The 15,355-nt window shown below is 65.0% G+C and carries 10 protein-coding genes; 3 read left to right on the top strand and 7 right to left on the bottom strand.

All coding sequences use genetic code 11. The features are described from left to right. Nucleotides 1-41: 41 nt before the first annotated feature. Entirely contained in the window at nt 42-578 is a 537-nt protein-coding gene (locus AC1MH0_RS16625) for a J domain-containing protein (protein ID WP_480963680.1), read from the bottom strand. Nucleotides 579-1,005: 427 nt separating this feature from the next. Here AC1MH0_RS16625 and AC1MH0_RS16620 point away from each other — a divergent pair, with 427 nt between their 5' ends. From AC1MH0_RS16620 to AC1MH0_RS16610, 3 genes are read left to right on the top strand one after another with little or no spacing between them, the layout of a single operon-like run. Beyond that, a complete protein-coding gene (locus AC1MH0_RS16620; protein WP_480963679.1) occupies nt 1,006-4,974 on the top strand; it encodes a Pls/PosA family non-ribosomal peptide synthetase in 3,969 nt (1,322 codons plus the stop codon). Then, nucleotides 4,971-5,570 (top strand): 4'-phosphopantetheinyl transferase family protein, encoded by a 600-nt coding sequence (locus AC1MH0_RS16615; RefSeq protein ID WP_480963678.1) that lies wholly within the window; start codon nt 4,971-4,973, stop codon nt 5,568-5,570. Before AC1MH0_RS16620 ends, AC1MH0_RS16615 begins: the two co-directional genes overlap by 4 nt. After that, complete coding sequence (locus tag AC1MH0_RS16610; protein ID WP_480963677.1) at nt 5,567-6,085, top strand: GNAT family N-acetyltransferase; 519 nt, start codon at nt 5,567-5,569, stop codon at nt 6,083-6,085. The genes AC1MH0_RS16615 and AC1MH0_RS16610 overlap by 4 nt, the downstream gene beginning before the upstream one ends. 98 nt (nt 6,086-6,183) lie before the next feature. On the opposite strand, the gene AC1MH0_RS16605 is transcribed toward AC1MH0_RS16610, so the two are convergent. The 6 genes from AC1MH0_RS16605 to AC1MH0_RS16580 form a co-directional block, all read right to left on the bottom strand. Then, a complete protein-coding gene (locus AC1MH0_RS16605) occupies nt 6,184-7,281 on the bottom strand; it encodes a LacI family DNA-binding transcriptional regulator (RefSeq protein WP_480963676.1) in 1,098 nt (365 codons plus the stop codon). Then, nucleotides 7,256-8,734, bottom strand: coding sequence for a tryptophan halogenase family protein (locus AC1MH0_RS16600; RefSeq protein ID WP_480963675.1), 1,479 nt, complete (start codon nt 8,732-8,734; stop codon nt 7,256-7,258). The genes AC1MH0_RS16605 and AC1MH0_RS16600 overlap by 26 nt, the downstream gene beginning before the upstream one ends. After that, nucleotides 8,731-9,762 carry a cupin-like domain-containing protein gene (locus tag AC1MH0_RS16595; RefSeq protein ID WP_480963674.1) on the bottom strand — a complete coding sequence of 344 codons (1,032 nt, stop codon included), beginning with the start codon at nt 9,760-9,762 and terminating at the stop codon, nt 8,731-8,733. Before AC1MH0_RS16595 ends, AC1MH0_RS16600 begins: the two co-directional genes overlap by 4 nt. Continuing rightward, nucleotides 9,755-10,477 carry a SapC family protein gene (locus AC1MH0_RS16590; RefSeq protein ID WP_480963673.1) on the bottom strand — a complete coding sequence of 241 codons (723 nt, stop codon included), beginning with the start codon at nt 10,475-10,477 and terminating at the stop codon, nt 9,755-9,757. Before AC1MH0_RS16590 ends, AC1MH0_RS16595 begins: the two co-directional genes overlap by 8 nt. 26 nt (nt 10,478-10,503) lie before the next feature. Continuing rightward, nucleotides 10,504-12,000, bottom strand: a complete 1,497-nt coding sequence (locus AC1MH0_RS16585) for a tryptophan halogenase family protein (RefSeq protein ID WP_480963672.1) — start codon at nt 11,998-12,000, stop codon at nt 10,504-10,506. 108 nt (nt 12,001-12,108) lie between these two features. Continuing rightward, entirely contained in the window at nt 12,109-15,189 is a 3,081-nt protein-coding gene (locus AC1MH0_RS16580) for a TonB-dependent receptor (protein ID WP_480963671.1), read from the bottom strand. Nucleotides 15,190-15,355 lie beyond the last annotated feature (166 nt).

Here is a 15,355-nt window from a genome sequence, read left to right as displayed (position 1 = left end):
CGCCTGACCTGCGAACTCGAATGTCCTGACTGGGCGATAGTTTAAGAAGCAGGCTGTCCCAGTCCGAGTTTTGTGCCCGATGAGCTGCGGACGGCTTTTGCGGGGGGCTCAGGCACGGGATGAGCGGCGACGCTATGTCGAACCGTGGGTGCCAATCCGGATTCCTCATTCCACAGAACCAGGATTGTAGCGATCGGTGCGGCGGTGAGGATCAGCAGGAAAAGGCCCATCAGCCATTCGTTGGTCTCTAGCGGCTGCGAGAGGCTGCGGCTGGGCTGCATCGACGGGCTAGGTCGCATCGGGCGCCTGCCGGCTTTCCTGGGGTGAAACGGGCGGTCCGCGGTCGCTCGGTGGGCAGACGGCTTGATCTGCGACCGATCATAGGCGGCGCGTGCTTCCTTCTTTCCCAAAACGGAATACGCCTCGTTGATCTCTTTCGCACGAGCAGAGACATCCACACCATGGTTGGCATCGGGGTGATATTGACGGAGCAGCGTTTTCCACGCGGCGTGGATAGTCTCGCGACTTGCCGTCGAGGGAACACCTAGAACTGAATAATAGTCGGGTGAGAGAGCCATTTAGCCGTTATTTGCGGCGAAAACGCGAAAAAGGAAAGTCCGCCTGGCGCGTGATTGTAAATGGGCCCTCTCGGTGATCCAAAGGGCGGCTTTAGGCGCCAACGGTCAGATGGCTACCCAACTTCAGACACTCATTCATCGCTGCGCTGACCGCTTTCTTCCGCTGCATCAATGGAACCACGGATTGCCATTGGATGGATCGGGATTGTCCTGCGGATCGTCGCCCGCGTAGCGCGGACGTTCTAGCGCATTGCCGACGGCGCGCCTGCACCAAAAAGGCACAGAAGTGCGCAGTTCAATTGCTACTCGAAACATCATGGTGATGACACGTAGGTAGCAAAGTGCGCAATGGGTCGGCTAAGGCCGCTGCATGCAGCGCGACACTTCGGCAAGCCCCTCGAATCATACTCTTTTCCCAAAGCAAGGCGTGGCGTCGATCGCCCCCGCGCCGGCGTTACGGGCAGCCGAGCCTTACGCCCGCAACGAGTTGCTCTACGAGATCTTTGATGCGACCCGCTTGACTTATCCCGACGCGACCGCATTGCGGCTGATTGGCGCGGACGAGGAATACGACCGCAAGACCCGCTGGACCTATACCGACCTCGCGACACGCAGCCTCGCGCTCGCGCACCGCCTGCGCGCGATGGGGATCGGCCGCGGCGACCGCGTCGTGCTGTGCCTGCAGCGCGGGCTCGACCAGTATATGGCGATCCTCGGCGTGCTGCGCGCCGGCGCTGCCTATGTGCCGGTCGACTGGGGCTATCCGCAGGACCGCATCGACTTCATCGTCGAGGACAGCGAGGCCGCACTGACGATCACCGTCGCCAGCCGCGTCGCCAACCTCAAGGGGATAACCCTCGCGCTCGACGCCGCGTTGGGCGATCTCGCGGCTGAGCCATCCGAACCGATCGGCCGCGACGTCACGCAGGCCACCCCGCAGGACCTCGCCTATATCATCTACACCTCGGGCACGACGGGGCGCCCCAAGGGCGTGATGATCTCGCACGGCAATGCGTGCCACCTGGTCCGCTCCGAAAGCGCAATCCTCGATCTCACCCCTGCCGACGTCGTGTTCGGCGGGTTCAGCCTCGCGTTCGACATGTCGGTCGAGACGATGTGGAGCGCGTTCTTCGTCGGTGCGGTGGTGCTCGTCGCGACCGAGGCGCTGGCGACCAGCGGCCCCGACGTGGCGATCGCGCTCGCCGAAGCGAACACGACGATCTGGCACGTCGTCCCCTCGCTGATCGCGCTGGTCGAGCATCCGGTGCCGACGCTGCGCCTGCTCAACATGGGCGGCGAAGCGTGCCCGGCAGACCTGCCACGCCGGCTCGCGCGTCCGGGTCTCCGCCTGCTCAACACCTACGGCCCGACCGAGACGTCGGTCACCGCGACCTGGACCGAGGTGTTCCCCGGCCAGCGCATCACGATCGGCAAGCCGCTCCCCGGCTACACCGCCTGGGTGGTCGACGAGCATATGCAGCCGGTCCCCGACGGCCAGGAAGGCGAACTCGTCATCGGCGGTCCAGGCGTCGGCGTCGGCTACGTCAACCGCCCCGACCTGACCGCCGAAAAATTCATCATGACGCCGTTCGATGGGCCTTCCGGTGCCCCGGAACGGATCTACCGGTCGGGCGATCTGGTGAAGCTCGACGCGGCGGGCGACATCGATTTCGTCGGGCGCATCGACACGCAGGTGAAGATCCGCGGCTTCCGCGTCGAGCTCGCCGAGATCGAGGCGGTGATCGGCGAATGGCCGGGCGTCGCGCAGACCGTCGTTCAGTTGTTCACCGACGGCGATGGCTCCGAGTTCCTCGCGGCGTTCCTGATCGCGCGTCCGGCCGAGGAGATCGACATGGTCGGCCTCAAGGCCCGCGTCGCCGAGCGGCTCCCCAATTACATGCGCCCTGCCGGCTACCAGCTGCTGTCGCACATGCCGACGCTGCCCGCCTCGGGGAAGGTCGACCGCAAGGCGCTGGTCAAGCCCGAGATCACCGTGACGTCGGACCGCGAGATGGTCGCGCCCGCCACGCCGATGGAGGAAAGCCTGCACCGCGTCTGGGCCGAGGCGTTCGCGCCGCAGCCGGTATCGGTGCTCGACGACCTGTTCGAGGATCTCGGTGGCCATTCGCTGAAGGTCGCACGGTTGGTTTCGGCGGCGCGAAAAGTGCGCGGCCTCGAAGGGCTGTCGCTCGAGGACGTCTATGCCGCGCCCACCATCCGCGCGCTCGCGCTGCGGATCGGTGGCACCACGCCCGTCGCGATCCTCGACGAGACCAGCTTCCATCATATCGCACCGTGGAAGCGCCGGCTGTGCATCGCCGCGCAGACGCTCGCGCTGCTGCCGATCTACACGCTGGCGGGGCTCCAATGGTTCTCGCCCTATCTCGCCTACACGCATCTCGCGGGCGACATGCCGCGGGTCGACGCGCTGATCCTCAGCGGGCTGTTCTTCACGGTCGTGCCGATCGCGTCGATGGTCCTCTCGATCGCGCTGAAATGGCTGATCGTCGGGCGCTTCAAGGCGGGCGAATACCCGCTCTGGGGCAGCTATTATTTCCGCTGGTGGCTGGTCCGCCGGATCATTGGCGTCACCGCGACGCCGTATCTCGCTGGCACGCCGATGATCCGCGGTTATTACCGGATGATGGGCGCGAAGATCGGCGAGCGTGTCCATATCGGCACCGGGATCATCGACACTGCCGACCTGCTCCACGCCGACGACGATGCGATCATCAGCGACCAGTCGGTGCTGTCGACCAGCTCGGTCGAGCGCGGCTTGCTCCGCCTCGGCACGGTAAAGCTCGGCAAGGGCGCGTTCGTCGGATCGATGGCAGTGGTCGGCCGCAACGCCGCGCTTGGCGACGATGCGATGCTCGACGATCTGTCCGCGCTGCCGGCGGATACCACGATCCCCGCCGGCCAGCGCTGGGCAGGTTCGCCCGCCGCGCATGACGGCGATTCGCCCCGCCGCCCGGCCACCGCAACCCCGCGCAATGCCGGCCCGGCGATCGGCCTGTTCCTGTGCGCACTGATCTTGCCGCTGGTCGCGATCCTGCCGATCGCCCCCGGGCTGATCGCGCTGATCGAGCTCGACTGGGCGACCAGCGGCTATGCCTATGTCGCGGTCGCGCCGCTGCTCGCGGTCACCTATGTCGTGATGATGTGCGTGCTGACGGTGGCCGCCAAGCGCCTGATCCTCGGCCGCGTCGCCCCTGCGATCTATGCGCTCAATAGCGGGTTCTACGTCCGCTACTGGTTCGTCCAGCAGATCAACGACCTTGCATTGCGCCTGCTCCACCCGATCTTCGCGACGCTGTACGTGGTGCAGTGGTATCGCGCGCTCGGTGTGAAGGTCGGCCGTCGCGCGGAAATCTCGACCGCCAGCGCGATCGTGCCCGACCTCGTCGAGATCGGCGAGGAGAGCTTCATCGCGGACTCGGTGATCTTCGGCGCCGCGCGGATCGGCCACGGTACGATCGAGCTCGCGCACACGAAGATCGGCCGCCGCAGCTTCATCGGCAATTCCGCGCTGCTGCCGAGCGGCACGCAGATCGGCGACGAAGTGCTCGTCGGCGTGCTCTCGAAGCCGCCGAGCGACCCCGCGCTAGCGACCGAGGCGGGCAGCACGTGGTTCGGTTCGCCCGCGATCAAGCTGCCGGTGCGACAGGTCAACACGATGTTCGACGAGGGCGCGCGGTTCAATCCGTCGCGCGCGCTGATCGCCACGCGCCTGTCGATCGAGGCGGTCCGCACCACCTTGTCGCTGACTGCGTTCCTGGTCTTCTTCAGCCTGTTGCTGTCGGTGGTCGGTGATCTCGACGATCTCGACAATGGTGGACTGATCGTCGCGGCGACCTTCCCGTTCCTCTATGTCGGCTTCTGCCTTGCCTGCGGAATCTTCGTGCTTGCGCTCAAATGGCTGGTCGTCGGCCGCTACAAGGTCACCACCGCACCGCTGTGGAGCCCGTTCGTCTGGCGCACCGAACTCGTCACCGCGACCTACGAGAACCTCGCGGTAGCCAACCTGCTTGAGCCACTCCGCGGAACGCCGTGGATCGCATCGTACCTCCGCCTGATGGGCGCGCGGATCGGCAAGCGCTGCTACATCGACACCACCGACCTGACCGAGCACGATCTGGTCGACATCGGCGACGACGTCGCGCTCAACGACTTCGCGGGCCTGCAGACGCACCTGTTCGAGGACCGCGTGATGAAGGTCGGCGCGATCCGCGTCGGCGACCGCGCGACGATCGGCTCACTCGCGATCGTGCTGTACGACGCGGAGATCGGCGCGGACGCACAGCTCGGCGACCTGTCGGTGGTGATGAAGGGCGAGACCTTGCCCGACGGCACGAGCTGGGACGGGAGCCCGGCGCGGATCGCCGTGGCGACGTGACGCAGATCTGGCACGACGGTCCGCTCTCCGACCTTGCTTGGGACGGGCAGTCGCCAGTCGCGTGGAGTGTTGCCGAGATCGGACCGTACGCCGCCGGCCTGCAAGGCGATGGGCGCGCGATCCGACACGGTCTGGCCTCCGCCCTGATCCGCAAACTCGCCGGCGACTCAGCCGATGTTCGACTGACACGCAGCCCGGCCGGCGCGCCAATCGTATCCGCCCCCAGCGGCTGGTATCTCAGCCTCTCCAGCCGCGGCGCACATGCCCTGATCGCAGTCGCGCGCGAACCGATCGCGGTCGACCGGGAGATCGTCGACGATCACGCTCCCCTTTGGGACATGATCACCCCGACCGAAGCCGACGTGCTCCGCCGCCTGCCCGTCCCCGCCCAGCAGTACGCCTGGCTTCGTCTCTGGACGATCAAGGAAGCGCACGCCAAGCTCGTCGGCGAACCCCGTCGCATCCGCCCCGAGACGATCGAAACCGTCGTGGCCGATCCGACCCATGCGACTGCGACTTTCGAAGGCACTTCACGCTGCTGGACCCGTTCGACCAGTGACGCGATCGAAACCATCGCGCAGTGGAGCTCGCAATGAGCAGAATCCAGACCCGTCGCTACGAGGAGAAGGACCGCAATGCCGTCCTCGCGATCTTCGACTCCAATCTCCCCGAGTATTTCGGCACCGGCGACCGCGAATGGCTGGAAGAAACGCTGGACGAGCCCGACGGCCCGGCATTCGTGGTCGACGTCGACGGCGTCCCTGGCGCATTCGGCGGCTACGAGATCTGGGAGCATTACAACAAGGCGCTGCTCTTCTGGGGCATGGCCGCGCGCGCATATCATGGCGCCGGCCTGGGCAAGCTGTTGCTGTTCGAACGCCTGCTCCACGTCGCCACCTCAGCCGAACCGCCCACGCGCTACGTCACGGTCGACACCTCGCCGCAAGTCTCGCCATTCTTCCAGCATTGCGGCTTCGAACTCACCAGCGTCTGGCCGGGTGGCTACCGCTCAGGCATGGACATGCACGAACTACGCTTTGACCTTACCGGTGACCCGATTCCTATACTTCTGCAAAGACGTGACAAAGCTCTGACAGAAGTGCAGCTCTAAACCTTGCGGAAGCTATTGGGACCCAAATGCGGCCCCTCAAAGCCGTGGGCGGTCATCCCTAAACCTGCCGTTCGTTCATATCATTATCCAATGATAGGTTAGGTAGCTTGTGATGCTGGTTGGCATCGCGCGGTCGAGTAGCGAAGCACGAGTTTCGCAGGGACGACGACCGGTTGTTCCGGCTTCTCCGCGCCCGCAATATCCGCGATGATCAATTCCACAGCGCGCGCTGCCACTTCCGCGATCGGCTGATCGATCGCGGTGAGTGGCGGGTGCGTGAACCGCACGATCGGCGTGTTGTCGAAACTGACGAGCGACACGTCGCGCGGGACATCGATCCCGCGATCGCGACAGGTTTCGAGCGTGGCGAGCGCCATCTGATCGTTGCTGGCGATGATGGCAGTCGGCGGATCGGCGAGGTCGAGCAACGCGATCGCCGCGGCACGTCCCGACGCATAACCGAAATCGCCTCGCACGAGCAGGCCGTCGATCCCGAACCCCGCCGTCGCCATCGCCTCGCGCCAGCCCGTCACGCGCCAGTCGCTGAGCGCATAGTCGGACGGCCCCGCGATGAAACCGATCCGCTGGTGGCCCAACTCAAGCAGATGCTCGGTCGCGAGGCGAGCGGCGCGCTCGTCATCCATCGTCAGTGCGAAGCCCGCGCCCTCGTGTACCGAGCCGATCCGCGCAAAGCTGATATGCTGCGCCTCGAGCAGCCGGATGATCAGCGGGTTTTCCGAATGCGGCGGGGTGAGCAGCACGCCGTCGGGCTGGAGCGCCGCGACCGCCGCCATCAGTTCGCGCACGACATGGTCGCTGTGCGTGTCGACCAGCTCGACGATCATCCGATAGCCGTGTTCGGCGCAGGTCAGCATGCTGCCGAGCAGCATCTGGTCGATCCAGTCGGTACCTTGCCGCGCCTGCCAGTCCGCGATCGTCCGCTCCCGGTCGTTGAGCGCAACGATCAGGTAGGAGCGTGACCCGCGCATCCGCTGCGCCGCGATCGACGGGACATAGCCGAGGCGGTCGATCGCCGCCTGCACCCGCGCGATCATCTCGGGCCGGACGCCCGTCTCCCGGTTGATCACGCGACTGACGGTTTGCAGCGACACGCCGGCATCGGCCGCGACGTGACGGATCGTCACGGCCTGTCGTCGACGCGCCACGCCGTCAGCCGCCACAATAGTGCGCGACATAGTCGGCGTGGCGGGGCAGCCCCGCGACAGTGCGCGTGACGTTCTCCCGCAGCGTCGACAGGAACCGCGTCAGCTCCTCGTCGCCCAGCTTGTCGGCGATCGGGTGATGCGCACGCGGGACGATACCCTGCCCCATCATCACCTGGACCCAGCTGTTCTCCGCGAACAGTTCCTCGTTGCGGCGGAACACGCGACCGGTCTCGCGGAACAACTCGATCTTCTGCGCCAGGCTATCGGGGATCGCCATGGCCGCACATTGTCGCCAGAACGGCGAGTCGCGCCGGTCGGTCGCCTTGTAGTGCAGGATCAGGAAGTCGCGGATCTGCTCCATGTCGGCGAATTGCTGATCGTTGAACTCGGCGACGTCGCGCGGCGAGATCGCGCCTTGCGGCATCATCCGGATCAGCCGCAGGATCGCACGCTGGATCAGGTGGATGCTCGTCGACTCGAGCGGCTCCATGAACCCGCCCGAGAGGCCGATCGCGATCACGTTGCGATGCCATTGCCGACGCCGCGCGCCGGTCACGAAGCGAATGTGATTGGGCTCGGTCAACACCTCGCCCTCGAGGTTGCCGAGCAGCCGTTCGAGTGCGGCGTCGCGGTCCATATAGCGGCTGCACCAGACGATGCCGTTGCCGGTGCGGTGCTGGAGCGGGATACGCCACTGCCACCCCGCATCATGCGCCATCGCGCGGGTATAGGGCACCGGCGGGCGGACGTTCTCGGTCTGCACCGCGATCGCGGAATCGCAGGGCAACCAGTGCGTCCAGTCGTCGAAACCGGCATGCAGCGCCTGCTCGATCAGCAGCGCACGGAAGCCCGTGCAGTCGAGGAACAGATCGCCCTCGACCACGGCTCCGGACTCGAGATGGAGCGCGGCTACATCGCCGTTTTCGCCGTCGAGTTCGACGCGCGCGATGCGCCCCTCGATGCGAGTCGTGCCGTCCTTCTCCGCCATGCCCCGGAGAAACTTCGCGTAAAGCGTCGAATCGAGCTGATACGCATAGTTCATGCCCTCGTCGGGAAGGTGCGCGAACTTGCCCTCCATCGCAGCGGCCAGTTCCAGGCAATAGGCATCGTAGGACTCGTTGTGTCCCCGCGCGCGTCCGTTCAGCCAGAAATGCTGGAAGCCGGCGGACCAATGGTCCTTGCCCGTCGTCCCGAACGAATGGAAATAGCGGTCCCTGCCGTCCTTCCAGCCGTCGAACAGGATGCCCAGCTTGAACGTTGCCTGCGTCGCCCGCATGAAGTCGGCTTCGCTGATCCCGAGCAGCCGGTTGTAGGTGACGAGCGGCGGGATCGTGGACTCGCCGACGCCGACGGTGCCGATCGCATCGGATTCGATGAGCGTCACCGCCGCCGTGCCGCCCATCGTCCGCGCGATCGCAGCCGCCGCCATCCAGCCTGCGGTACCGCCTCCCGCGACGACGATCCGACGTGGTGCGATGGTCATTGGCTGAGATTCCTGAGCAGGAACGCACGGATGCGCCCGGCGCTTTCCGGATCGAGCGGGGCCAGCACGCTGCGGCCCTCCTCGGGGATATGGGCGGTCACGTCGTCGGTGTTGGCGAACACGTAATAGTCGAACAGGTCGCGCCAATGCGCCTTCTGATCCTCGGGCAGGTCTCGGATCGCCAGCATCGCATGGTTGAGCGCATCTTGTGGCGACCCCAGCCAGCGCGGCGTCTCGCGCCACCAGTAGTTTACCAGGATGTTGAAGTCGGCCAGCCCCTCGACATGGTGCCACCACATTGCGGGAATGTAGAGCGCGTCGCCCGCCTCCAGTTCGGCGACCTGCGCGTGCGCGAGCGCATCGGGGAAACGCGGGTGTCGCTCCAGATCGGGCGCATGGAAATCGACCATGCTGATCGCGCGTCCGGCGGGCGTGTTGTCGATCGGCCCCAGATGCAGGTTGCGGAACTGTTCGCGCGGGAACAGCGTAAAGCGGCGCCGCCCCGCTGCCACGCAGGCGAGATTGTTCGGCAGGTCGTTATGCGCGGCGATCCGCGTCTTGGTGCCGATCCAGATGCTGGCGAGGCAGGTCCGGTCGCCGAGATCGACATGGTTCGCTTCGTACAGCCCGGCGAAGAACTGGTGCATGTCGATCGACGCGAGATAGACCGGCGGGGCGCCCGCCTGCCCCTCGATCGAGTCGATCCGCTGGAAGATGTCGGGCAGCGATGCGCGCAGCGTGCGGAAGTTCATCGCCATCGCCGCATCGTAGAACAACCGCCCATCGCTGCCTTGCTGGCCGACCGAGACGGTGAAGGCGAGATCGCGGTGATGCTGCAGGAGATATGCGCGGGCGTCGCGCGGCGATCGGCGGCCGGCTTCGACGAGCGGCCAGTCCTTGACCAGCCCCCGCACGATGAACGGCGTCGTCGCAGCGCGCAGCCGGGCGTCGAGATCGGCGGCATCCGCGACCTCGATCTCGGGCACCTGCGCGAGCGTTGCAAAGATGCCGGGATCGGCCTCAGCCATGCGCCACGCCCCGCCGGTTCTTGCGCGCGATCAGCTTGGTGACATTGGCGAGCGACGCCATCGCCATGAACACCGGCAGCAGATGACCGTCCGCATGCAACGAACCCAGCGCGCTCGCGTCGAGTTGGTGGAGGCGTTCCTCCGCGATGCCGTGATAGCCGACCAGTCGGTTGGTCGAGCCGTCGTCGAGCGTAATCTCAAGCGTCAGCGGCTCGAGCAATTCGTGGCGTGTCAGCGCCGCGAAGAAGCCGTCGGTCTGCTGCCAACCCGCATCGAGTTCGCCCAATTGCTCGGCCATCCCCTCCAGATACGGGGTCGGACGACCGAGATCGTCGAACACGCGCACGCCCTCGCCGTCGGTCGCAACGCGCGGGCTGTCGAGATCGAGGTGGATCTGCTTGTCGCCGCCTTCGACGGCGGGGTGACCGATCAGGAAGGGCTGGATCTGCATCGCGAGCGGGCGATAGGGCGCGTCCCAGCGATCACCGTCGAGGAACAGATTCTCGCCCGGTTCGAACCCGAACATTGCCAGCGCCTGGAACCGATCGCGCTGCGGGGTGAGCCGGAACAGGATCGGATAGTCGTTCTGCACGCGGCGGAATTCGTTCGGCACAACGAGCGACGACATCACCGCATCGCCCAGTTCCGCGTCACGCGCCGTGGCAATGCGCAGCGTGCGATGTTCCTCGCCAGTGAGGATAACGTGGTTGGCCATCAGGAAAGCTGCTCCAGAGCGGTCGGTCAATAGGTCATACGGCAGGCGTCGAGATATGCACGGATCGTGGGTAGTGCGCTGGTCAGACCGCGGGTGCGCTGCGCGATCGGTGCGAACGCGGGCGACGCGCCCGGTTTCAACGGTCCCGCCTCGGGAAGGTGTCCGCCCATGCCGTACAGGACGTACTGATAGCTTGCGGCGGGAAACACCTCGTCCACCATGGGAAAATCGGCGCGCGTCGGCGGCCGATGCTTCCAGAGCGCGAGGAGTTCGACAAGCCGCGGCGGCACCGATGCCGGATCGCGGTGGTCACGCCAATACGCCCCCTCCCGCCGGCTCAGCACATAATGGAGCTTGAGGAACTCGACGATCCGGTCCCAGCGATAGCGGAACAGCGTGTTGAACCGCGTGGCCACCAGCGCCATCGTCTCGCGCGTCGGCCAGTCGTCGAGCAGCGCATCGAGCGATAGCTCGATCGTGACGATCGCCGACGCTTCCAGCGGCTCGAGGAAGCCGGCGGACAGCCCGATCGCCAGGCAATTGCCGTTCCAGAACCGCGCGCGGTGGCCGGAGCGGAAGGTCAACCGCCGTGGCGAGATCGGCTCCGAGGTGCCGAGATACTTGGCCAGCATCGCGGCCGCGTCGTCGTCGCTCATGTGCGCGGAGGAATAGACGCAACCGACGCCGCGCCGCGTCGGCAGGCCGATGTCCCAGATCCATCCCGCAGCATGCGCGGTGGCATCGGTCTGCGCGGCGATCGGGCTGTCGGGCGCGACCGGCACCTGCACCGCGAGCGCGCGATCGTTGAACAGCACGTCGCTGCGGTCGATGAACGGCACATCGCCGACCAGCAGCGCGGCATGCCCGGTGCAATCGAGGAACAGGTCGCCGGTCACTGCGCCGCTCTCCCGTGTTTGGACGGCGGTCACGATGCCGTCGGCCGTCCGCTCTACGTCGACCACATGGTCGCGGACATGCCGGACACCCAGTCGCGTAACGGCATGCCGGGCGAGCAAGGCGGCGAGCTTGCCGGCATCGAGATGATAGCCGTAGTTCAACGCACCCGCGAAGTCGGGCATCGATCGCTGTCGCGGGGCAAGCCCCTGCCGGGCGACATGGGGTTGCGGCGTGACGACGTCGGCGAACGCGGAGCCGGGATCACCGGCTTGCCAGCCAGCGACAAGCGCCCGTGCGTCCGCATCGACCGGCGGCGTGAACGGATGAAAATAGGAGGCGTCGGCGGCGTCGCTCGCCCAGCCGACGAAGCGCGAACCGTGCTTGAACGAGGCGTCGCAGGCGAGTAGGAACTCGGCCTCGCCGATGCCGATACGTTCCAGCGTCGCGCGCATGGTCGGCCAGGTGCCTTCGCCCACGCCGATCGTCGGCACGTCGGGCGATTCAACCAATGTCACCGTGATCGGATGCGCCGCCGCCGGCCGCGCGGCCGCAGCGATCCGACAGGCGGCGAGCCAGCCTGCAGTACCACCGCCGACGACGACGACATGAGAGATGGCCGTATCCACGTGGCCCGTCCTATCTGCTGCCCTTGCCGGGCTGTGTTCGACGTCTCTTTGCCGGTCGAGGGCGCGAAAGGCCATCCTCGAACGCGAGAATGGCCTTCCTTTGCGGACCTAGAAAGTGATCCGCGCGCCTGCCGAGTAGCGCGGGTCCTGCTTCGTGACGAACGTGATGTTGTTGTCCGAACGCAGGTGCCCGCCGCGATCCTCGCTGTTGACGTTGATGCCCTCCACGAAGATCGCGATGTTCTTCGTGATCGCATAGCTCGCGCTGACGTCGAACTGTCCATAGGTATTAATGTACGTCGGGTTCACGCCAGCACCCGCGAGATACCCCTTGCGATAGTTGTAGGCGACACGCGCCTGCAGGCCATTCTTGTCATAGAACAGCACCGCATTGGCGCTGTCCGAAAGCCCCGTGATCGCGAACTGCGAAACACTCGCGGGCAGTCGGTTGTCATAGTTCCGGTTGCCGTTGACGATCGTGTAGTTGAGGATCGTTCCGAAGCCGGTCTGCCAGAAATTATGCTGGATCGCGAACTCGAAGCCGTCGACATTGGCGGTCTGGTCGCTGTTGAACGGCGTCTGGATGACGAAATTCACGGACGGGTCGTTAGGCTGCGCGATGATGGTGCCGTTGACGACGCCACCCGGGAAGTTGGTGCCGATATAATCGCGGATCTGTGCGAAGGTGGCATTCGCACCCAATGCGTTGACGGCCGCCTGATACCGCGGGCCGTTCTGCGTCACGCCGTTGAACGTCGTCGTCGGCGAAGTGATGCCGGCAATGTTGGTGTTGACGACCGTGTTGCCGATGTAGTTCGCGACGTTCTTGTGGAAATAGCCGACCGAGATGTAGCTCTCGTTGCCGTAATACCATTCCGCCGACAGATCGATGTTCTTCGACTTGTACGGGATGAGGTTCGGGTTGCCGACCGATCCGGTGCCACCACCGACACGGAACAGCGTGTCGAGCCGCTGGCCGCCCTGCAGGCTGCCATAGTCCGCACGCGTGATGGTGTGGCTATAGGATGCACGCAGCTTCACGCTTTCCAGCGGTTCGACGTCGAAGTCGACCGAAGGAAGCCAGTTCTGGTACTGCCCTCGGAACGACGTGAACCCCGTGCCCGAGAAAAGGATGTTGAACTCGTTCTGCGAGTTCTGGCGTGCGCTGGACGGGGTTGGTACGAGCGCGGACGCGGTGACGTTGGTCGTCTCGTAACGGATGCCCCCGATGATGTGGCCCGGCACCGATGCCACCTCGAACTTGCCATTGAACTGGAAGTAAGGCGCAATCGTCTTTTCCCGAACCCGCGAGTCGGTGGTGTACGGAATCAGGCACTGCCCGTTGCCACCGCAGATCTTGTACGCCTGATCTAGCAGCTTGACGACGCTTGGCAGGTCGAACGTATAGAACGACTTGACGATGTTCGGGTCGTTGGCGCCGCTGAGTCCCTTGAACTTGTCCGGGATGCTGGTGAGACTGAAAAGGTTGTCCGGCAGCAGCGCCGCCGCCGCCGCGCGCTGTGCCGCGCTGTCGCCGCCAGTTCCACCCCAGGTGTCGTTCTGCAGCACGCTGTACGCCGACCGCACTTTGTTGTCGGTGTACTGAACGCCCCAGTCGAGGCTGTCGAGGAAGCCGTCCTCGTGGTCGTAATGCCCCTTCACCTGGATCTGGTTGATCTCGTCGCGGAAGTAGGAATTGCGGAACGCATTGCCGGTCGGGACGATGTTCGCAGCGTTGAGCGGATCGATCCCCGTATAGGTGTTGAAAGAGATAACCGGCAGCTTGTTCTCGAAATTGATCGTCTGGCTTTGAATGCCAAAGACGGCGGTGCCGACCGAGTTGCTGTTGCCATACGGGCTGTTCGGCTTAGATTCCGCGGTCGAGTGATTGACGTCGAGCACCATGGTGACGCCGCCCGGCGCCTTCCAGGTCAGATTGCCGCCAAGCGCCTTGTTCTCGCTGCGTGCCGAAGTCTGCGAGGCGGAATAGGCGAGATCCTTGGTCTCGCCCGCGCCGAACCGCTCCGAATAGAAGACCGGGCCGGCGATCGGACCATCTGTCCAGGCGCTCGACGTATCGTTGTGATTGTACCAGATACCCACGCTGTTATCGCGGATGTCGATCGTGTTGCGTGAGTAGGTATAGTCGACCGTCGCAGTCAGCGAGTCGGTCGGTTTGAACTGCAGCACGGCCTGCCCGTTGATGCGCTGGCGCTTGCCGTTGATCACGTCGTAGCCGGCATTCTGCGGCACCTGATAGACGTCGGTCGGATCGGGACGGTTGGTGATGTTGGCCGCGCGCGGATCGCCGGGCTGCGCGAGCGAACCCCAGTTGTTTTCCGAGCCGAGATAACCGTCGCGGAAGCCGACATTGGCCTGGTTCGCGCTGAAGTGCCGCTCCTGGAACGAGCCGAGCAACAGGATGCCGATCCGGTTGTCGGCGAACGTGTCGGAGATGATCCCCGACACTTCCGGCGTAATGTCGTTCTTGCCGTTCTGCGACGTGTCCATCACGCCGCGCGCCGACAGCGATCCACGCAGGCCCATCTTGTCGAACGGCCGCGGGGTGCGGATGTTGATCGTCGAACCAATGCCGCCCGATGGCACGCTTGCACGGCCCGATTTGTAGACTTCGAGCGCCGCAACGCCCTCCGACGCAAGGTTGGCAAAGTCGAACGAACGCGACACCGGCGCGCTGTTGCCGTCGCCGATGATCGAGGTCGCGAGCTGGCGACCGTTCAGCGTGACGAGATTGTATTCGGGGCCGAAGCCGCGGACGGTGACGAACTGCCCTTCGCCGTTCGAGCGGTCGATCGACACGCCGGTGATACGCTGCAGCGATTCAGCAAGGTTGGTATCGGGAAACTTGCCGATATCCTCGGCCGAGATCGCATCGACGATACCTTGCGCATCGCGCTTCAGATCGATCGACTTGCGAAGGCTCGCGCGGATACCGGTAACGACGATTTCGCCACCGCTCGCATCGGTACCATCAGCGACACCCGTGCTCTGCGTCTTCGTCGCGTCGGTGGTCGCAGGACTGTCCTGAATCGTCGACGGACCAGGATTGCCCATGGTCGAGGACGTATCCTGCGCTGCCGCGATCATCGGATAGCCCGCAAGTGCGAGCATCGACGCGCCGAGTGCGAGTCGCGTAGCCAAACGGGTGCTGGAGCGCCCCATCATCATCCTCCCTGTGTCGGCGCAGTTTCCCCCGCGCCGTTCTTTAATTGAGAACGTTCCCCTCTGCCAAAGTCGAAAATATGTCAAGCCTGCAACGCGCTGTAATCGCCCAGTTGTGAACGTTCACCGAATGTGCTGTCTAGCGCCGATAAATAGGTATGACGCCGGAAGC

It is taken from the genome of Sphingomonas sp. AP28, assembly GCF_056680455.1.
This window is presented reverse-complemented; position numbering and strand designations above follow the sequence as displayed.